We start from the raw sequence: 19,131 nt of genomic DNA on the forward strand, positions 1-19,131 counted from the left end.
AGGCGGGTTCTCACAGGGGCGGTCAGCAGGGACGGTCAGTGGGGTACGACCGTCCCGAACCGGATGTCGTACGGCGTCCCCGGGTGGAGCGTGGCGAGCATCCGCTCCCCCTCGGCGCTGACGTCCTCCCGCTGCGCCTTGGTGAGCCGGTCGAAGGGCTCGACGACGAGGGCGTCCGCGGTGAGCCTCCAGACGCCCGCGAGGAAGCCGTCGACGAGGAGCGTGCAGTAGGCCTGGTTGCCCTGCCAGCTGCGGCCCCAGTACTCCTTCGGCACCACGCGGGTGCGGTCGGCGTGGGAGAGCAGCAGGTTGTCGAACTCCGGAAGGAAGCGCGGCGGGGCCGGGGTGTCCTCGGCGGGGCGGGGGGCGTCGGGCAGGTCGAAGAGCTCGACGCCGTTCTCGTCGCGGAAGATCCGCAGTTGGGGCCTGAGCCGCTCGAAGGCGTCGCGGAGGCGGGTGAGCCCTGCCCAGACCTGCATGTCCTTGACGGAGGCGGGACCGAAGGCGGCGAGGTAGCGCAGGACGGTGGCGTCGGGGGCGGGGCCGGACTCGGCCGGGCGGCCCAGCCAGTGCTCGGCCGTGGTCAGCGCGACCTGGCCGCTCCTGCCCCACAGACCGCGGGGGGTGACCTGGACGAGGGGGAGCCTGCAGCGGGCGGCGATGGCGAGGGCCTGCGGATCGGCGTCCGGCCACTCGGCGAGGAGGGCCTCGCGCAGCTGCTTCATGGTGCGCGGCTCGGCCTCGACGAGTTCCCGCGCGAGGACGGCGAGCCGGTCGAGGTCGACGCCCTCAAGTCCCTTGCGGAAGGTGGTGAGTTCGCGGTCGCGGGCGGGCTGCACGAGAGGCCGCAGGGTGAGGCAGTCCTCGGCGGTGTGGGTGTGGATGGTCGAGCGCATGGTGACGATCCGGACGACCTCGCGATCGGCCATCAGCTCCGACAGCGCCTCGGGGGTGAACCCGTCGAGGCGGGCGGCGAGCGCGTAGTACGGCGGCTTGACGTTCTGGGCCTGAAGGCCGAGCAGATGCCCGACGGCGGCCTTCGCGGACAGACCGGACCGGCGCAGGAGCAGCTGCCGGCCGAGGGTCGCGCGGTTCAGGGCGCGGATGCCGAGCACGGGGGCCGACGTGGTCGTCTTCGTCATGAGGAACACGCTAGACGCGCATGCGGACAGGTTCTGTCCGCAACTCTCACCGCGTCCTCGTGGGGTCATCCCCACGATGTCATTTGCCCCGTATACCCTGCTCCGTGATCACGCCGACATCGGCCGATCCTGGAGCGAGAGGCAGCCACGATGTCCGAGCGACGTGCCGGGAAGAACTCGGGGAACAGCCCCAGGAAGTCCGTGTGGCGCCGTGCCCTGAACCAGCCACCGGCGCCCGATCGGCACCCGGAGGCCCGCGCGGAGCCGTCCGCACCGGACCCGGAGCCGCCGAGCATCGTCCAGGCGGCCCTGTACCGGGACGGCGTACGCGTGTCCTCCCCCGCGACCCTCGCCGACACCTTCCGTGAACTGCGCGAACAGCCGTCCGGCATGGCCTGGATCGGCCTGGCCCGCCCTCCCGAGAGCGAACTCCTCTCCCTGGCCGAGGAGTTCGACCTGCACCCGCTGGCCGTCGAGGACGCGATGGAGGCTCACCAGCGCCCGAAGCTGGAGCGCTACGGCGACACGCTCTTCGTGGTCCTGCGGGCGGCCCGTTATCTGGACGCCCCCGAGGAGGTCGACTTCGGCGAGCTGCACGTGTTCGTGGGCCCGGACTTCGTGATCACGGTCCGGCACGGGGCGGCCCCCGATCTCTCGGCGGTGCGCCACCGCATGGAGAAGACACCGGAGCTGCTGAGACTGGGCCCCGAGGCCGTCCTCTACGCCATCCTGGACGCGGTGGTCGACGGCTACGCGCCGGTCGTCGCGGGCGTCCAGAACGACATCGACGAGATCGAGACGGAGGTCTTCCGCGGCGACCCGGAGGTCTCCCGCCGGATCTACGAACTCTCCCGCGAGATGGTCGAGTTCCAGCGCGCGACCCGGCCCCTGGTCGGCATGCTGCACGCCCTGATGGCCGGCTTCGCCAAGTACGGCACGGACGAGGAACTGCAGCGCTATCTGCGGGACGTGGCCGACCACGTCACCCACACCAGCGAACGAGTCGACGGCTTCCGCCAGGCCCTCACCGACATCCTCACGGTCAACGCGACCCTGGTCACCCAGCAACAGAACGCGGAGATGCGGGCGTTGGCGGAGTCGGGGTTCGAGCAGAACGAGGAGATCAAGAAGATCTCGGCCTGGGCGGCGATTCTCTTCGCTCCGACGCTGGTGGGGACGATCTACGGGATGAACTTCGCGCACATGCCGGAGTTGGGGTGGAGGTTCGGGTACCCCTTTGCGATCATCTTGATGGCCATCGTATGTGCCGGCTTGTACCTCATCTTCAAGCGCAGAGACTGGCTCTGAGCAAGCAGGCCGTTGGAAGGCCGTCGAGCAGGAGCCTGGCGTCCTTTGGTCTTCCTCACCGCTGGGAATTGCCGCAGTCGTAGAGGGCGAAGCTGCCGTCGGTGTGGCGGCCGTAGGCGGTGGGCCGGATGTGGGTGCAGTGCGACTTCACCCAGGTGGTGGCGGGAGTGGTGGGGCGCTGGGTGGTGAGTAGCGCATAGCGCAACTGGTGGGTGGCGACGAGGCTGCCGAGCTGCTGGGCGGTGGGAAAGGGCGTGCTGCCGGTGAAGCCGCCCATGACGAGAATGGGCTCGGACTCCGCGCGCAGCAGGGGCTCGGCGGTGTAGGCGGCCTGGGTGGCGAGCAGGTACTTCTCGCCATGACGGTGCGCGGTGAGGTAGTCGAGCAGGGCGGTGTCGCGTGCGTTGGGCCGGCCGAGCCCTCTCCTGCGCGGAGCGTGACGGGGGTGCTCGTAGTACGACTTGCCGACCGGACCGGCCATCGGCGAGGTGGCGGCGCCCGCGTAGAGCGGGTCGAGGCCGGAGACGGCCCAGCCGGCCGGTACGACCAGAGTGGCCGCGATTCCGGCGGCGAGGGCGGCCTGGATCATCCGCGGGGAGGTGCGCGGCCCGCGGCTCCACAGGCCCACCACGCCGCACAGCGCGAGCATCACGACGACCGGCAGCAGCCAGGAGACGAATCGGGTGGGCCAGTCGAGCACCAGCGCCCACACCGCCGTCAGCACGATCCCCGCCGGGAGCGCCAGGTGCCGCCGGCCGCCCGCCTCGCGCCCCGACTCCGGCTCGTACTTCGCCTCGTACTCCGATCGGAAGAGCGCGAGCCCGCCGCCGGCCAGCGCGGCGAGCGCCGGGGCGATGACGGCCGTGTAGTAGGCGTGGTTGCCGTTGGAGGCGCTGAACACCAGGGTGTGCACGGCCAGCCAGCCACCCCACAACACAAAACCCGCGCGCGGCAGGTCGGTTCGCGGTTGCCCCGGCGCGCCAGGCGAAGCCCAGGACGGCGGCGAGCACGGCGAGCGGCAGGAACCAGGCGACCTGCGGGCCGACGGTGTGGTTGATCAGCATGTCCCAGCCGGTGTTGCCGGTGGTGCGGCTGGCGGCGGTGCCCGCGACGGCGCCGAACGCGGTGGAATCGCTGCTGAAACGGCTCAGGCCGTTGTAGCCGAAGACCAGAGCGAACGGATTGTTGTCGGACGTTCCGTCGAGGTACGGGCGGCTCGCGGCCGGTGTCGCCCAGGCGATCAGAATCCAGGAGCAGGAGACCGCGAGGGCGACCGCACCGGCCAGCAGGAGGCGCAGGGCCCGGTTCAGCCGGGTTCCGGGCGCGGCGAGTTGGTAGACCACGGCGAAGACCGGCAGCACCAGCCACGCCTGCAGCATCTTCGTCTGGAAGGCGAGCCCGACCCAGATCCCGCAGGTGATCAGTGGCAGCAGCCGCTCGGTGCGCACCGCCTTCTGCAGCGCTCCGGCGGCCGCCACCAGGAGCAGGGTGAGCGCGGTGTCCGGGATGGTGGCACGGTTGAGCGCCACGGTGACCGGGGTGAGGGTGAGTGTCAGCGCGGCGATCAGCGCGGCGAACGGACCGGCCCAGGCCCGTACGATCCGGTGCAGCAGCCATACGGTGAGGACGCCCTCGACGACCTGTGGAAGCGCCGCTGCCCAGGTGTGCGGGCCGAAGAGCCAGACGGAGACGGCGTCGGGCCAGAAGGCGCCGGGCAGCTTGTCGATGCTGATCGAACCGCTCGCGTCGAGCCCGCCGAAGAAGAAGGCTCTCCAACTGTCGGCCATCGACCGTATCGCCGCACCGTAGAAGGGGTGGAGCGCGGCGTGTCCGATACCCCAGGAGTAGAGCGCCGTGGCGAGGACCAGCACCGCGGCGAGCGCCGGACGCTCCCAGCGCGGGGCGTCTTCCGGCAGGCCGGAGCGGGGGCCGGGCTGTCGGCGGCCGCGGTGTGATCCGGTGGGCCGGACGGTGGGGGTGGCGGTCATGGCGGTGGTCCTCGGATCAGCAGGTCAGGTGAGGCGGCGGTGCGCGGGCGGCGGGATCACAGGCGGCGGGCCGCCCGGAAGCCGCGGGCGTAGAAGTCGGTGCCGTCCAGCAGCGCGTGGCCCGACAGATCGCCCATGGTCGGGCCGTTGGCGGCGGAGCGGCTGGAGTAGAAGCGGTGCCGGCCCTGCTCGTCGAGGCCCATGTACATGCCGACGTGGTCGATGAAGTCCGGCCGGTCCTTGATGATGGCGAAGAAGACCAGATCGCCGGGTTGCAGGGCGTCCAGGTCGGTGGCCTGCCGCGTGCCGGTGTGCGGGATCACCACGTGGCCGGGACCGTAGGCGGCGATGGCGTAGGCGCGGCGTGGCAGACCAGTGCCCTTGGTGTTGGTGTTGTGCAGGGGCATGCCCATGCGGTAGCCCCACACCAGACGCTGGAAGCCGGAGCAGTCCACACAGCCGTAGCGGTCGTTCTCCGGCTGCACGCGCGTGCCGTCCGGGAAGTCCCACTTGATGCCCAGATAGTCGTAGAAGTCGGACTTCTCGTCGTAGTAGGCGAAGTCCAGCGGGTTCTTGACCTCGTCGTTGCGCGGGCCGAAATGGGCGGTGCCCGCGACGCGCACGCCTGCGGCGTTGTGCTTGTCGGGCGCCCCGGCGCTGCTGTACTCGAACGCCACCGCGAAGACGTCCGGGCTGGTGTCGCCGAGCGCCTTGCGGAACCAGGCCTTGAACGAGGCGGACTTCTCCATGCCCCGCTGCCACTCGTGCGGCAGCAGCCGCACCCAGGCGTCCGTGCTCACCTTGGCCTCGGTGGTCCGCGGCTCGCTGAAGGTGCGGGTGGGTCCGGTGAGTACGGCCGTACGGGCTCCGTCGGTGAACGTGGCGAGCGTGCCGCCGTCGGCGGCGCGGACCACGGTGCGGTCGGGGTCGGACAGGCGCTCGAAGGTGTGGGGCCCGGTGGGCCGGGTGCTCGCGCCGTCGGCGGCCGTACTGGCGCTGTCGTCGCTGCCGTGTCCGAGGTGGTCCCAGGCGTATCCGCCCACCACCCCGGCGGCCGCGACGCCCGCGATGGTCCCGAGCACGGCGCGGCGAGTCGGGCTGCTGCGTCTGCCGACGGGGTTGGAGTGCATGGCCGATCCTCCTGGAAGTGTGAGGTGAGAGGGGGTTGGGCAGGTCAGCCGGTGGGCAGTGCGCCCATCAAGAGGCCGGAGACCAGCACCACGTACGTGGCCAGCGTCACCGCCGTGGTCGAGATGACGGTGGCCGCCATGGGCTGCCGGACCATCTGGTAGGAGACCAGGCCGGGGACGATGAAGCCAAGGGTCTGTGACGTGTACAGCAGCGGGAACTCGTGGTTGAGGGCGAGCATCACGGTGGTCTGGATCACCACCGCGCACAGCACCACGGCGGCGAACAGCCGCTTGCCGTAGAGGATCACGGTGCGCTGCAGCAGCTTCGTCATGAAATACGTGGCCACCGCCACACCGACCATCAGACCGGCCATCCGCACCTCGGTGACGAGTGTGAGGGCGATCCAGCCCGGGGTGATCATTCCCCCGGGGGAGAGGTTGGTGGTCAGATAGCAAATGAGCGAGAAGATCAGCCCGAGGGCGATCCCGAGTGCGGCGGTCTGTGCATTGAGGTGGGCGGGGATCACGGGTTCCTCGTGGCCTGGGGCGAATCGTAGGAGTGGAGCGGGTCGTGGGGGTGGCGCGGGTCGTGGGGGTGGTGCGGGTCGTCCGCGGCACTCTGGTCGTCGGACCGGCCGTGGCGGGCGGCGAACCGACGGGCGAGGTCACGTTGTTCGGGGATGCGGAGGGCGTACGTCGGTGTCTCCAGCGGTGCCACCCAGCTGTACGGCTCCGGCTCGGGCGGCCGGGCCACCGAGACCCGCGGCCGGGGCAGGGCGATCTGCATGGTCTCCTGGTCCAGGCCGTCGCCGTCGGGAACGGCGTCGAACAGGTCCTCGGAGTCGTCCAGCAGCAGTTCGGCGAGGCATTCCAGGAACCGCTCGCCCTGACCGTGGATGTTGCCGATGGCCACCAGCGAGGAGGCCGGGCCGAGTTCCGCGAGCACCGCCGCGGTCAGCTCCTCGGGGTCCCGGCGGTCGCCGCCGAGATCCACCACTCGCCCGGTGAAGCCGTCCGGAATCGCGTCGCGGGCGCTCTTGGTCGGGTGGCCGATCAGGAACACCGTCTCGGCACCGAGGTCGGGGACGATGGCGCCCATCTGGCCGTTGCGCTCCACCCGGTCCGGGCGGCAGTTGATGACGGCGTTGATCGGCCGTCTGATCGCGCCCAGATCCTCCAGCTGCTTCACGTTCATCAGCGTCGACTCGGGGTCGTTGGCCGCGAAGACGTTGGCGAACCGCAGCTTCTTGCCCTCGGGGGTGACGTAGCGCTCCACCGACAGCACGCCCGGGTCGGGCGGCGCGTCCCACATGCCCTGCATCGCGGTCTGCCGCTCCACGCCGAGCAGTTCGGCGACGGCGAGTGCGATCGCCACGTTCTCCTTGAAGGTGAACCAGCTGAAACCGCGCAGTTCGGCGTCGGTCACCGACTCCGGATCGACCGCGATCAGACGGCAGTTCCGCTTGTCGGCCTCCTCCTGGAGGATGTGCAGCCGGTCCTTCTCCGCCGTCACGCACACCCCGCCCACCGGCATCGAGCGGGAGAGCGAGCGGGCGACGTCGTCCAGCGTGGGCCCCATCTCCTCCAGATGGTCCTCGCGGACATTGCACAGCACGCCGATCGTGGAACGGATCAGCTTCTCCTGATTGATCTCCTGCAGTGCCGGCATCACCGCCATGCACTCGATCACCAGGGCGTCCGGCCGGTAGGTCGCCGCCCGCCGGACGATGCCGATCTGCTCGACGACGTTGGCGATGCCGAACTTGCGGTACACCGGTTCCTCGGTGGCATCCGGATGGATGAACCGGGCCGCGGTGCCGGTTGTCTTGGCCACCGTGACCAGGCCGCCGCCACGCAGCGCGCCCGCGCACAGCCGGGTGATCGAACTCTTGCCGCGGATGCCGTTGACCAGCACCCGCGTCGGTATCTGTTCCAGCGAGGCGAAGTGCCGCCGCTGCTCCAGGATTCCGGCGATCCACAGCCCGGCGCAGCACAGCAGGACGATGACATAGAGGAAGAGCAAGCCGATTCCGTCCTTCTACCGCTGGAGGGTGTTCTCGCGCAGGGGCCGGGAGGGCCCGGGGGCGGGGCGGGATCTGGCCGCCCGGTCGCGTTCCGCCAGCGCCTGGCGGATCAGCTCCAGGCTGCGGGTGACCGAGCCGATCTCGTCGTGGTTGACCGGATGCAGCACGGTACGGCGGTCTCCGCCGGCGAGCCGCTCGACGAGTACGGCGACCGCGCGCAGCGGCCGGATCACCACGACATGAAGCCAGCCCAGACAGGCCGCGCCCATGGCGAGCCCCAGGATGCCGGCGAGCATGGTGCGTTGCTCGGCCTGCACGGCGGGGATCTGGAGCGCTGCCGCGGGCTCCGCGGTCACCACGTGCCAGCCGAGGCGGGCCGTGGGGCCGCTCTGCGCCAGCGGCGCGGCGGCGTCGACCGAGGGGCCGGAGGAGGTGAGGTGCACCGCCGAGGTCGCGGTGCCCGGGGTCCCCGGGGCGCTCTGGGTGGCGCGGGCGAGACGGGTCAGGCCGGAGTCGGGCAGCGACTGGAAGGCGCGGTAGCCCACGCTTGCCGCCAGCACCTTCTCCTCGCCGTCCGTCACCCAGACGCTGCCCAGCTTCGGCCTGGGCAGGATGGAGTTGAGCGCCTTCACGTCGATCTCGCCGAACAGGACCACCCCGGCCGCCTTGGCCTTGCCCTTGACGGCCCGGACCTGGGCGTAGGCGGCGATCGCCGGGATCCGGCCCGAGGTGTTGACGGTGGTGATCCCGCCGCCGGCGGGCACGTGGACCCGGGTGCGCAGCGGCGTGGCGCCCACCCTCAGCGTGATGCCCCCCGAGCGGTCCAGGAGATACAGCGAGCGGTACTGCCTGTGGTCGTCGAGGGAGTGTCGCAGAGCCTCGGTCTGGGCGGCCCGGCTCCGGCCCGGCAGGCTTGCGGCCGCGGCGCTCAGGTCGGTGTACGACTGGTCGAGGGACTGCCGGATCCGGTTCGCCACGATCTCGGTGCGCGCCTGCTGGTCGGCGAGAACCGGAGCCGGAACCGCGGTCGCGGCGTCGGCCCGATTCAGCAGGAAGATCATCGGCAGCGCCCAGCAGCCCACCACGACCACGCAGACCACGGCCAGCGCCCGGTAGCCCGGTCCGCGCCGGGCCGGGAACTCCTGCGGGCCGCTCTCGCCGAGCAGTTGCCGGCGCAGTGAGTCCAGGGCCCGCCCGATCCGGGCCAGTTCTCCGAAGCCATGCACCGGAACAGGCCGGGACAGCTCCGCCCGCGCGGTCGGCCCGTCCCCGGTCGCGCCCCGGGCCAGGCGGCCGGCGGACAGATACAGCCGCAGCAGTGGCCGCTGCACGGAGAAGTACAGCGCCAGCCCGAGCAGCAGCGCGACTCCGGCCAGCGCCCCGGCGGCCCCGAGCGCGAAGCGCGAGTAGTCGGCGGTGGTGGTCGTGGTGGGCACCGCACGGGAGGTGAGCACCACCAGACCGAGGTCGTCGGTGTCGCCCGGACCGGTCGCCGAGGCAACCTGGGCCCAGCCGGCCACGGTGCGCCGGCTGTCGGTGGTGGCACCCAGCAGGCTTCCGGAGGCGTCGGTGCCGGCCTCGGATCCCTGCACCGCGCGGGCCGCCGCCGCGGACAGGCCGCTGTCGGCGGCGGCCGGCGACACCTTGCCATGGGCCGCGGTGGCGAGTGTGGTGCCGCTCGCGTCCAGCACCGCGGCGGTGCGTCCGTCGCCGTACGCGGCCAGGGACGGGAGCGCCTCGGAGACCACCAGCAGCCACTGCCGCTCGGGCCGGTTCGGTGCCTGGTACTGGTCCTGGTCGGGTTCCTCCTGCTGCGCGGGCAGCGTGACCCTGGCGAAGTACAGCAGGCGCCGGGTGCCGGCCGACGTCACCAGCCGGGGCGGGACCGCCCGGGCCCCGGACACCGTCCTGACGACGTCCACCGCGGCCAGTGGCACCGTCTCGCCGCCGGCCGCGAGCAGTTTGCCGGTGCGCCGGTCGAGCAGCGCACCGCCGAGGACCGCCTTCCCCGCAGAGGTCAGCGCCTTGAGCGTGGTGGCGGGGGTCGATGCGCCCGTCGCCGGGTACGCGCTCGCGGTACGGCGTACCGTGCTCGCCTCGGTGTCGATCGCGGTGCGCAGCGACTGCGCGGTGTCCGCGGCGATCTGCTGCTCCTCGTTCGGCACGGCCTGCGGGAGACCCGCCGTGTGGAGACTGCCGAGGCCGATCACGGTCAGGGCGGCGACCACCAGCAGGAGTACAACAAGCGAGGCTGTCGGCGGGCGCACCCCGCCCAGCATCGGCATATCGGCGCGGCGACGAATGCGGTGTCGGCGCGGCGCCCGTGGTGCGGAGGGCAGGGGAGGTCCTTCCTCAACTGGCGTCGAGCGCCCATGTGTTCGATAGAACGAACATCCTAGCCCCCGCCCGCCACAGAACCATCACGCTTTCGCCCCATGTGACGTACGTGTTAATTCGAATTCACGGGAACACCGAGCCGGCGGCGGCGATACATACCGCCCCGGCACGCGGAAGGGCGGACCTGCAAGCAGGCCCAGCCCTTCGAAGCGCAGGCTCAGCTGCCCGGTCCGCTCTCCGGTCAGCGGACGAAAGAGATCTCCGGGTACTTGTCGGAGGGCCCGTCGAGCAGGGTGCTGTGCTTGTGACGCAGCGTCTGGTCGAAGAAGGCGGCGAGATAGACGCGCTGGACCTGGACGGCCCGACTCGGGTCGATCGTGCCGTACTGCTGCTCGATCTGAGACTTGGAGAGCCCGAGCAGGCCCGCCTCCTGGGGCACCATCCACTCCTGGTCGCAGAACGACAGGTGCGCCGCACCCTTGAGCTTGATGTCGACCCGGTACCCCTTCAGGTGCGACCACATCGTGCGCCACGACGAGTCGTTGTTGCGGTTGTGGGTGCCGGAGCTGAAGAGCATGAAGGGGCGGTCCAGGTCCTTGCTCGGCGCGGTTCCGAAGAACTGGCCGTCCAGGTTGGCACCGGCGCCGATCCGCTTGTCGAGCTGCATGGCGGTGGGGACCGCCCCACCACCCAGCGACCAGCCGAACATCCCGATACGGGACATGTCGACCGACTGCTTCAGCCCGGTGGGCAGCGTCGCGTGGCCCGCGTCCGGGTTGCCGCCAGTGCTGATCTTGCCGAGCTGGTTGATGACGAACTTGATGTCGGCCGCGCGAACCTTGAGCGTGTCCGAGGAGTGTGTGCCCGGCGCCATCCTGTTGAGCTCGAGCCGGTTGCCGGGGAACTGCACCTCGTTGGCGTCGTGGGTGTGGTCGACGGTGACGACGAGGTAGCCGCGGCTGGCGAGGTCCTGGGCGAGCGCGGTGCCCTGTGCGCGGTCCGAGTGCAGCCCGGTCGAGTACAGCAGGACGGGCAGCTTGCCGAGCGAGGTCTTCACCGGCGCGAGGACATGCCCCGCGGTCTTCGGCAGGGTCACCTGCTGCGGCGACATCCCGTGCGTGGAGAGGTAGTGGCCCCCGGAGATCGACGGCATCCACGGCGCCTGATAGTGCCCGGACGTGGCGGTGGCCGGATACCACAGCGACACCATCACCTCGCGCTTGCCGCCCACATACGGATCCGTACGGGACGAGTCGACGAGGTGCAGGCCGACCATGCCCACGCTGTTCGGCCCGGTCGGGGCGGGCATCTTGAGCTGCAGCGGGGACGCGGCCGTGCGGCTGGAGGCGAGCGCCTCAGGGCGTACGGACTTCTTGGTCAGCGGCGCCTCGTCGTTCTCGGGCGCCCAGTTGGTGTCCGGGTCGGACTCGTCAGGCGAGAACCCGGTGGCCGTAGGCGTGGCTGACGTCTTCCCGGCGGCTATAGCCGGCGTCACCCCCACACCCAGCGCGACGGCCAGCACACTCGCCGAACCGACCGCTCTGGCGACGGCTCTACGACGGGGCCGCGGACGGCGGTGTTTCATGGAACCCCCTTGTTGGTCAGCGATCGTAGAACGTGCGATCGACTGCCGCATACCGTATCGCTGCGACGGCGGGCCGGCGCACACGCCCGGGATGCTGCCAGGGCGACCTCCTGTACGGCACGCGGGCGCATTGGCACCCCTTGGACTGATACGCCCCAACGGCCTGGACCCCCGCAAGCCCTCCCGGCGCCCTCACGGACCACTCGCACCCGAACCCACCGGATTGACGTAGCAGTACATCGAGTCCAGGTCTCACCAGGCCACGTCGCCGTGGCGGTCGCGGAAGGTTCCCGTCGGTCCGTCGGGACCGATGGTGGCGAGTGCGACGATCGCGTCGGTCCCCTCCGTCACGGTCTGCGGGCCGCTGTGCCCGTTGAAGTCGGTCGCGGTGTAGCCGGGGTCGGCCGCGTTCACCTTCACCTCCGGCCAGGACCTCGCGTACTGCGTGGTCAGCATGGTCACGGCGGCCTTCGACGCGGTGTAGAGCGGTGCGAGGGCCCGGCCCTCGGCGCGTGAGGCGTCGTGGGTCAGCTCGAACGACCCCATGCCGCTGGACACGTTCACGATGACCGGATGCGCGGACTTGCGCAGCAGGGGCAGGAACGCGTGCGTCACCCGGACGATCCCCACGACGTTGACGTCGAACACCGCGCTCGCGTCGGCGGCCGTGAGCTGGTCGGCGGGGAGGTGCGGCCCGAGGACACCCGCGTTGTTGATCAGGACGTCGATGCCGCCCTCGCGAGCCGCGACGTCGGCGGCGGCCGCGGCGACCGACGCGTCGTCGGTCACGTCGATCCGGACGAAACGGGCACCGAGCGCGTCGGCGGCGGCCTTGCCGCGCTCGTCGTCGCGGGCGCCGACGAGGACGGTGTGGCCGGCCTCGATCAGGCGGCGGGCGGTCTCGTACCCGAGGGACTTGTTGGCTCCGGTGATGAAGGTTGTGGTCATGCGTTCACTCTCGGGCCGCGACGAGGGGCCAGCCAGTGCCCCCCGCGACGGTAGGACTGCCGGTACCAGGCACAACGGGCGTACGACGGCCACAATGGTCGCGTGGACGAGACCCTTGGCACGGCACTGCGCCGCTGGCGCGACCGGCTTTCTCCCACCGACGTCGGACGGCCCTCGCGGCCCGGACGACGTGCGGCGGGGTTGCGTCGCGAGGAGCTCGCCGACCTCGCGGGGCTGTCGGTCGACTACGTGGTGCGGCTGGAGCAGGGACGCGCGACGAGTCCTTCGGCACAGGTCGTCGCGAGCCTGGCCAGGGCACTGCAACTGCAGCCCGTGGAGCGCGACTACGCCTATCGGCTGGCCGGCCTCCTCCCTCCCCAGGAAGGGACGATCTCCACGCATGTCCCGGCGGGGGTCCAGCGCATGCTGGCTCGTCTCGGGGAGTATCCCGTGGGCGTGTTCAGCGCCGACTGGACCCTGCTGTCCTGGACCCCCTCCTGGGCGGCGCTCCTGGGTGACCCCGGCGCCCGGACTCCCGTCGAGCGCAACCTGGTGCGGGCGGTCTTCGCCACGGGACCCTCGGGGCTCGCGGCCTGGCCCGTGCTGCAGGACGGCGACGCCCTGTCCACCGCCCTCGTCGCCGATCTGCGCACGGCTCTCGTCACCTATCCACGTGACCGTGGCCTGATCGGCCTCGTCGAGGAACTGCGGTCCACCAGCGCGGAGTTCGCCCGGCTGTGGGACGAGGGCGCGGTCGGTCCGCACGTCTCGGCCCGCAAGACCGTCCTGCACCCCCAGGTCGGCGAGGTGACCTGCGACTGCGACGTCCTCACCGTCCCGGGCTGCGACATCCGCCTCGTCGTCTACACGGTGGCCGCGGGTTCCGCCGACGCGGAGAAGCTGGAGTTCCTCCGGGTCACCAGCGGCGCAGGCGCGGACGGCCCCTCGCCGCAGGGACCCGGCCTGCTCTCCACGCCGTGACGGACGCCCGCTTCCGGCCGTGGGAGACCGGGGTCACAGTCTCGTTGCGGGCAAGGTCACAGCCGTGCCCTCTGCTGCTCGTTCGACGATCTGGCCTAGCATCCGAGCATGACGGTCCTGCCTGACGACGGGCTCTCGCTGGCCGCCGAGTTCCCTGACGCGAACCTTGATCAGTGGCACAGCCTGGTGGCGGGTGTCCTGCGCAAGTCGGGCAAGGAAGTCTCCGGCGCGGCAGCGGAGGACGCCCTGTCCACCGCGCTCGAGGACGGGTTGCGCACCCGTCCCCTGTACACCGCGCACGATGCCGCACGCGATCCCGGCTTCCCCGGCTTCGCGCCGTTCGTGCGCGGCGCCCGCGCCGAGGGGAACACCACCGGCGGCTGGGACGTACGGCAGCGGCACGCGGTCGCCGACAACGCCGCGGTGCTCACGGACCTGGAGAACGGCGTCACCTCGCTGTGGCTCGTCGCGGGCGACGGCGGCATCCCGGTCGACTCGCTGGGCCAGGTCCTCGACGGCGTCTACCTCGACCTCGCACCGGTCGTCCTGGACGCCGGAGACCAATTCCCGGCCGCCGCACAGGAGTTGCTGCGGATCTACGGCGAGCGCGGCATCGACGGCAAGGCCGTGCGCGGCAGCCTCGGCGCCGACCCGCTCGGCCACGAGGCCCGTACCGGCGAGGTGTCGGACTTCGCCCCCGTCGTCCCGCTCGCGCGGCGGTGTGCCGAGGAGTACCCGGGGCTGCGGGCGGTCACCGTGGACGCGCTGCCGTACCACGAGGCCGGCGGTTCGGCCGCGCAGGAGCTGGGCGCCTCGATCGCCACCGGTGTCGCCTATCTGCGAGGGCTGACCGAGGCCGGGCTGAGTGTCGAACAGGCCTGCGCCCAGCTGGAGTTCCGGTACGCGGCGACGGCCGACCAGTTCCTGACGATCGCCAAGCTGCGGGCCGCGCGCCGGCTGTGGGCGCGAGTCGCCGAGGTGTGCGGGGCGCCCGGCGCCGGTGCGCAGGCACAGCACGCCGTGGTGTCGCCCGTGATGATGACCCGCCGTGACCCGTGGGTGAACATGCTGCGCGCGACGATCGCCACCCTGGCCGCCGGGGTCGGTGGCGCCGAAGCGGTCACTGTGCTGCCCTTCGACCACGCGCTCGGCCTGCCGGACGCGTTCGCGCGCCGCATCGCCCGCAACACCTCGACGATCCTGGTCGAGGAGTCGCACCTGTCCCGGGTCATCGACCCGGCGGGCGGCTCCTGGTACGTGGAGCGGTTGACCGACGAACTCGCCGAGGCCGCGTGGCGGTTCTTCCGGACGATCGAACGCGACGGCGGCCAGGCGGCCGTCCTGCGCTCCGGCCGGCTGCGTACCGACCTCGCCACGACGTGGGCGCAGCGCTCCAAGAAGCTCGCCACCCGGCGCGAACCCGTCACCGGCGTCAGCGAGTTCCCGCACCTCGGCGAGAAGCCCGTACAGCGCGCCCCGGCGCCCGAGCCCCGCACCGGCGGCCTGCCCCGCGTGCGGCGCGACGAGGCGTACGAGGAACTGCGCGCCCGCTCCGACGCCCACCTCGCGACGACCGGATCCCGGCCGCGGGTCTTCCTGGCCGCGCTCGGTCCCGCCGCCGCCCATACCGCGCGCCTGACCTTCGCCGCCAACCTCTTCCAGGCCGGCGGCATCGAGCCCGTCACCGAGGGCACCTTCGAGGAGAGCGGGGCCACCGAGGTCTGCCTGTGCTCCAGCGACGCCCTGTACGAGGAGCGGGCCGACGAGGTCGCGGGAACCCTCAAGTCGGCGGGGGCGCGGCACGTGTTCCTCGCCGGGCGGCCCGGGCAGTACCCCGGCGTGGACTCCTACGTCTTCGCGGGCTGCGACGCCGTCGCCGTGCTCACCGCCACCCTCGACCGCATGGGAGTGTCCTGATGACCGCCCCCGCCGGCCCTTCCGTTCCCGACTTCACCGGAATCGAGCTGGGGACCCCGGCCGCCGACGGCGGTGCCGACGAGTGGCGTACGGCCGTGAAGCAGGCCACCCAGGGCGCCGAACCGGTGTGGGAGACGCCGGAGGGCATCGAGGTCAAGCCGCTGTACACCGGCGCCGACCTGGAGGGCCTGGACTTCCTGGAGACGTACCCGGGCGTGGCCCCGTATCTGCGCGGCCCGTACCCGACGATGTACGTCAACCAGCCGTGGACGATCCGCCAGTACGCGGGCTTCTCCACCGCCGAGGAGTCCAACGCCTTCTACCGCCGCAACCTCGCGGCCGGCCAGAAGGGCCTGTCGGTCGCCTTCGACCTGCCCACGCACCGCGGCTACGACAGCGACCACCCGCGCGTGACCGGTGACGTCGGCATGGCGGGCGTGGCCATCGACTCGATCTACGACATGCGGCAGCTGTTCGACGGGATCCCGCTGGACAAGATGTCCGTGTCGATGACGATGAACGGCGCCGTGCTGCCGGTGCTGGCGCTGTACATCGTGGCCGCGGAGGAACAGGGCGTACCGCCCGAGAAGCTGGCCGGGACCATCCAGAACGACATCCTCAAGGAGTTCATGGTCCGCAACACCTACATCTATCCGCCGAAACCGTCGATGCGGATCATCTCCGACATCTTCGCGTTCACCTCGCAGCGGATGCCGCGCTACAACTCGATCTCCATCTCGGGCTACCACATCCAGGAGGCGGGCGCGACGGCCGACCTGGAGCTGGCGTACACCCTCGCGGACGGTGTCGAGTACATCCGCGCGGGACGCGAAGTCGGCCTGGACGTGGACGCGTTCGCGCCCCGGCTGTCCTTCTTCTGGGCGATCGGCATGAACTTCTTCATGGAGATCGCCAAGTTGCGGGCGGCGCGGCTGCTGTGGGCGAAGCTGGTCAGGCAGTTCGACCCGCAGAACCCCAAGTCGCTTTCCCTGCGTACCCATTCGCAGACCTCGGGCTGGTCGCTGACCGCGCAGGACGTGTTCAACAACGTCACGCGCACCTGTGTCGAGGCGATGGCGGCGACCCAGGGCCACACGCAGTCGCTGCACACCAACGCCCTCGACGAGGCACTGGCGTTGCCCACCGACTTCTCGGCGCGCATCGCCCGCAACACGCAGCTGCTGATCCAGCAGGAGTCCGGCACCACCCGGGTCATCGACCCGTGGGGCGGCAGCGCGTACGTCGAGAGACTGACGTACGACCTCGCCCGCCGCGCCTGGCAGCACATCCAGGAGGTGGAGGCGGCGGGCGGCATGGCCAAGGCGATCGACGCCGGCATCCCCAAGCTGCGCATCGAGGAGGCCGCGGCCCGTACCCAGGCCCGTATCGACTCCGGCCGCCAGCCCGTCATCGGTGTCAACAAGTACCGCGTCGAGACCGACGAGGCGATCGAGGTCCTCAAGGTCGACAACTCCTCCGTGCGCACCCAGCAGATCGAGAAGCTGCGGCGGCTGCGCGCGGAGCGGGACGAGACCGCCTGCCGGGACGCGCTCGACGCGCTGACCCGGGCCGCCGACGGCGAGGGCAACCTGCTGGAGCTGGCCGTGGTCGCGGCCCGCGCCAAGGCCACCGTCGGCGAGATCTCCGACGCCCTGGAGAAGGTCTACGGCCGCCACGCGAGCCAGATCCGTACGATCTCCGGCGTGTACCGCAACGAAGCAGGGGAGTCGGAGAACGTGGACCGCACCCGTGCCCTGGTGGACGGCTTCGAGGAGGCCGAGGGCCGCCGGCCGCGCATCCTGGTCGCCAAGATGGGCCAGGACGGCCACGACCGCGGCCAGAAGGTGATCGCCACCGCCTTCGCCGACCTCGGCTTCGACGTCGACGTCGGCCCGCTGTTCCAGACCCCGGGCGAGGTGGCCCGCCAGGCCGTCGAGGCGGACGTGCACATCGTCGGCGTCTCGTCGCTGGCGGCCGGTCACCTCACCCTCGTGCCGGCGCTGCGTGAGGCGCTCGCCGAGGAGGGCCGGGAGGACATCATGATCGTGGTGGGCGGGGTCATCCCGCCGCAGGACGTGCCGACCCTCCTGGAGATGGGCGCGGCGGCCGTCTTCCCGCCGGGGACGGTGATCCCGGACGCGGCCTACGACCTGGTGGAGCGTCTGTCGGCCGACCTCGGGCACGGGCAGTGATCGAGCTCGACGCGTATGTGAAGGGTGTCCTCGACGGGAAGCGGGCGATCGTGGCCCGCGCCATCACGCTCGTCGAGTCCACTCACCCCCGACACCGGTCACTGGCCCAGGAGTTGCTCACCGAGCTGCTTCCACACAGCGGCCGGGCCCGGCGGATCGGGATCAGCGGGGTGCCGGGCGTGGGCAAGTCGACGTTCATCGACGCGTTCGGCACCATGCTCACCTCGCTGGGGCACCGGGTGGCCGTGCTCGCCGTGGACCCGTCCTCCAGCCGGACGGGCGGCTCGATCCTGGGCGACAAGACCCGGATGGAGCGCCTGGCCGTCGACCCGGCCGCCTTCGTACGGCCCTCCCCCAGCGCGGGCACGCTCGGCGGGGTGGCCAAGGCGACCCGGGAGTCGATGGTCGTGATGGAGGCCGCCGGCTACGACGTGATCCTGGTCGAGACCGTCGGCGTCGGGCAGTCGGAGACCGCGGTGGCCGACATGGTCGACTCCTTCCTGCTGCTGAGCCTCGCCCGCACCGGCGACCAGCTCCAGGGCATCAAGAAGGGTGTTCTGGAGCTGGCCGACGTGATCGCGGTCAACAAGGCGGACGGTCCGCACGAGCGCGACGCCCGCGCGGCCGCACGTGAACTGGCGGGCGCCCTGCGGCTCATGCACGGCAAGGACGCCTTCTGGACTCCCCCGGTGCTCAGTTGCAGCGCCCGCGAGGCGACCGGCCTGGACGTGGTGTGGGAACGCCTCGAACAGCACCGGACACTCCTCGACTCCACCGGGCGGCTCGCCGCCAAGCGCCGGGACCAGCAGGTCGGTTGGACCTGGGCGATGGTCCGGGACGAACTCCTCGGCCGTCTGCACGCCGACCCGGCCGTCCGGTCCCTCGCACCGGACCTCGAACAGCGGGTCCGCGACGGCGGGTTGACGGCCACACTGGCCGCCGAGCGGATCCTTGAGGCGTTCGGCGGCAGCACGGGGGGCTGACGGCCCTGAGCGAGCGGCCCGTTCATCCTTTCGGTTGAACGGGGGTTCCACCGTGGGCCGGGGCGTCGATCCGTACGGACGACGCGGAGGCGCGCGAGCCCGCACCAGAATGGCGTTCGCCCATGGCGCCGGGCTCTGAACGTCACCCCCTCAGAGAGGTCTCCGCAGCATGTCCAGCTTTCTCAGCAGACGACGTGTCCTCACCGCCGGGGCAGGTGCGGCCATCGGTCTCGGAGCGACCGGTGCCACCGCGACCCACGACGTCCGCGTCGACAACCAGTTCGCGACGAACACCCTCGTCCCCGACGTCGTACAGCTCCAGACCCTCCAGGACTTCGTCCGCTGGAGCCGGCAGGGCCGGCTCCGCACTACAAGCCCGCAGGGTTCTCGAAGCTGCACACGCCGTTCCGGGACCCGCAGGGCGCCTGGGTCGCCGTCTCGGCGATCGCCTCGTCGTACCCGCACGACGACGACGCCGTCCTCTACCTGTGCTCGCTGTACGTCCGGAAGTACGGCTGGGACCGGGTGGCCAAACTCGCCGCGCAGGACGTGCAGTTCGCGCGTGGCAGCAACTCGCCGCACGCGCGGGCGACCAG

At 71.3% G+C, this 19,131-nt stretch carries 14 protein-coding genes and 2 pseudogenes; 7 read left to right on the plus strand and 9 right to left on the minus strand.

Translation table 11 applies throughout. The features are described from left to right. Positions 1 to 35: 35 nt before the first annotated feature. Positions 36 to 1,142: a winged helix DNA-binding domain-containing protein gene (locus RKD20_RS09485; RefSeq protein WP_424877334.1), complete on the minus strand. Its 1,107-nt coding sequence runs from the start codon at positions 1,140 to 1,142 to the stop codon at positions 36 to 38. A gap of 150 nt (positions 1,143 to 1,292) precedes the next feature. Here RKD20_RS09485 and RKD20_RS09490 point away from each other — a divergent pair, with 150 nt between their 5' ends. Continuing rightward, a complete protein-coding gene (locus RKD20_RS09490) occupies positions 1,293 to 2,450 on the plus strand; it encodes a magnesium and cobalt transport protein CorA (protein WP_424877335.1) in 1,158 nt (385 codons plus the stop codon). A gap of 55 nt (positions 2,451 to 2,505) precedes the next feature. Here the strand turns inward: RKD20_RS09490 and RKD20_RS09495 are convergent, their stop codons facing one another. Continuing rightward, complete coding sequence (locus RKD20_RS09495; protein ID WP_424877336.1) at positions 2,506 to 3,363, minus strand: hypothetical protein; 858 nt, start codon at positions 3,361 to 3,363, stop codon at positions 2,506 to 2,508. Between the two features lie 397 nt (positions 3,364 to 3,760). Further along, positions 3,761 to 4,237 (minus strand): annotated as a pseudogene (locus RKD20_RS09500) (ArnT family glycosyltransferase); the annotation flags it as partial. Positions 4,238 to 4,276: 39 nt separating this feature from the next. On the opposite strand from RKD20_RS09500, the gene RKD20_RS09505 reads away from it, so the two are divergent. Next, on the plus strand, positions 4,277 to 4,405 hold the full coding sequence (locus tag RKD20_RS09505) for a hypothetical protein (protein WP_424877337.1): 129 nt from the start codon (positions 4,277 to 4,279) through the stop codon (positions 4,403 to 4,405). Between the two features lie 89 nt (positions 4,406 to 4,494). On the opposite strand, the gene RKD20_RS09510 is transcribed toward RKD20_RS09505, so the two are convergent. The 6 genes from RKD20_RS09510 to RKD20_RS09535 form a co-directional block, all read right to left on the minus strand. After that, positions 4,495 to 5,568, minus strand: coding sequence for an NlpC/P60 family protein (locus RKD20_RS09510; protein ID WP_424877338.1), 1,074 nt, complete (start codon positions 5,566 to 5,568; stop codon positions 4,495 to 4,497). Positions 5,569 to 5,612: 44 nt separating this feature from the next. Beyond that, positions 5,613 to 6,095, minus strand: coding sequence for a poly-gamma-glutamate biosynthesis protein PgsC/CapC (locus tag RKD20_RS09515; RefSeq protein ID WP_424877339.1), 483 nt, complete (start codon positions 6,093 to 6,095; stop codon positions 5,613 to 5,615). Next, entirely contained in the window at positions 6,092 to 7,591 is a 1,500-nt protein-coding gene (gene pgsB, locus RKD20_RS09520) for a poly-gamma-glutamate synthase PgsB (protein WP_424877340.1), read from the minus strand. The genes RKD20_RS09515 and pgsB overlap by 4 nt, the downstream gene beginning before the upstream one ends. A gap of 15 nt (positions 7,592 to 7,606) precedes the next feature. Next, a complete protein-coding gene (locus RKD20_RS09525; RefSeq protein WP_424877341.1) occupies positions 7,607 to 9,859 on the minus strand; it encodes a HAMP domain-containing protein in 2,253 nt (750 codons plus the stop codon). A gap of 311 nt (positions 9,860 to 10,170) precedes the next feature. Continuing rightward, positions 10,171 to 11,514: an alpha/beta hydrolase family protein gene (locus tag RKD20_RS09530; RefSeq protein ID WP_424877342.1), complete on the minus strand. Its 1,344-nt coding sequence runs from the start codon at positions 11,512 to 11,514 to the stop codon at positions 10,171 to 10,173. Between the two features lie 252 nt (positions 11,515 to 11,766). Further along, a complete protein-coding gene (locus RKD20_RS09535) occupies positions 11,767 to 12,462 on the minus strand; it encodes an SDR family NAD(P)-dependent oxidoreductase (protein WP_424877343.1) in 696 nt (231 codons plus the stop codon). Between the two features lie 102 nt (positions 12,463 to 12,564). Here RKD20_RS09535 and RKD20_RS09540 point away from each other — a divergent pair, with 102 nt between their 5' ends. The 5 genes and pseudogenes from RKD20_RS09540 to RKD20_RS09560 form a co-directional block, all read left to right on the plus strand. Next, positions 12,565 to 13,443: a helix-turn-helix transcriptional regulator gene (locus tag RKD20_RS09540; protein WP_028807905.1), complete on the plus strand. Its 879-nt coding sequence runs from the start codon at positions 12,565 to 12,567 to the stop codon at positions 13,441 to 13,443. A gap of 108 nt (positions 13,444 to 13,551) precedes the next feature. After that, positions 13,552 to 15,360 (plus strand): methylmalonyl-CoA mutase family protein, encoded by a 1,809-nt coding sequence (locus RKD20_RS09545; RefSeq protein WP_424877344.1) that lies wholly within the window; start codon positions 13,552 to 13,554, stop codon positions 15,358 to 15,360. Next, positions 15,360 to 17,552, plus strand: coding sequence for a methylmalonyl-CoA mutase (scpA, locus tag RKD20_RS09550; RefSeq protein WP_424877345.1), 2,193 nt, complete (start codon positions 15,360 to 15,362; stop codon positions 17,550 to 17,552). The genes RKD20_RS09545 and scpA overlap by 1 nt, the downstream gene beginning before the upstream one ends. Continuing rightward, positions 17,549 to 18,535: a methylmalonyl Co-A mutase-associated GTPase MeaB gene (gene meaB / locus RKD20_RS09555; RefSeq protein ID WP_424877346.1), complete on the plus strand. Its 987-nt coding sequence runs from the start codon at positions 17,549 to 17,551 to the stop codon at positions 18,533 to 18,535. The genes scpA and meaB overlap by 4 nt, the downstream gene beginning before the upstream one ends. A gap of 169 nt (positions 18,536 to 18,704) precedes the next feature. Further along, positions 18,705 to 19,129 (plus strand): annotated as a pseudogene (locus RKD20_RS09560) (hypothetical protein); the annotation flags it as partial. Positions 19,130 to 19,131: the final 2 nt, after the last annotated feature.

The organism is Streptomyces sp. SLBN-8D4, assembly GCF_049739545.1.
Taxonomy (GTDB): Bacteria; Actinomycetota; Actinomycetes; order Streptomycetales; family Streptomycetaceae; genus Streptomyces; species Streptomyces canus_C.

What these genes read in the sequence shown, in the direction of transcription:
- RKD20_RS09485 (WP_424877334.1), bottom strand. Translation starts at nt 1,142, where the DNA reads ATGACGAAGACGACCACGTCGGCCCCCGTGCTCGGCATCCGCGCCCTG.
- RKD20_RS09490 (WP_424877335.1), top strand. Translation starts at nt 1,293, where the DNA reads ATGTCCGAGCGACGTGCCGGGAAGAACTCGGGGAACAGCCCCAGGAAG.
- RKD20_RS09510 (WP_424877338.1), bottom strand. Translation starts at nt 5,568, where the DNA reads ATGCACTCCAACCCCGTCGGCAGACGCAGCAGCCCGACTCGCCGCGCC.
- RKD20_RS09530 (WP_424877342.1), bottom strand. Translation starts at nt 11,514, where the DNA reads ATGAAACACCGCCGTCCGCGGCCCCGTCGTAGAGCCGTCGCCAGAGCG.
- RKD20_RS09535 (WP_424877343.1), bottom strand. Translation starts at nt 12,462, where the DNA reads ATGACCACAACCTTCATCACCGGAGCCAACAAGTCCCTCGGGTACGAG.
- RKD20_RS09545 (WP_424877344.1), top strand. Translation starts at nt 13,552, where the DNA reads ATGACGGTCCTGCCTGACGACGGGCTCTCGCTGGCCGCCGAGTTCCCT.
- scpA (WP_424877345.1), top strand. Translation starts at nt 15,360, where the DNA reads ATGACCGCCCCCGCCGGCCCTTCCGTTCCCGACTTCACCGGAATCGAG.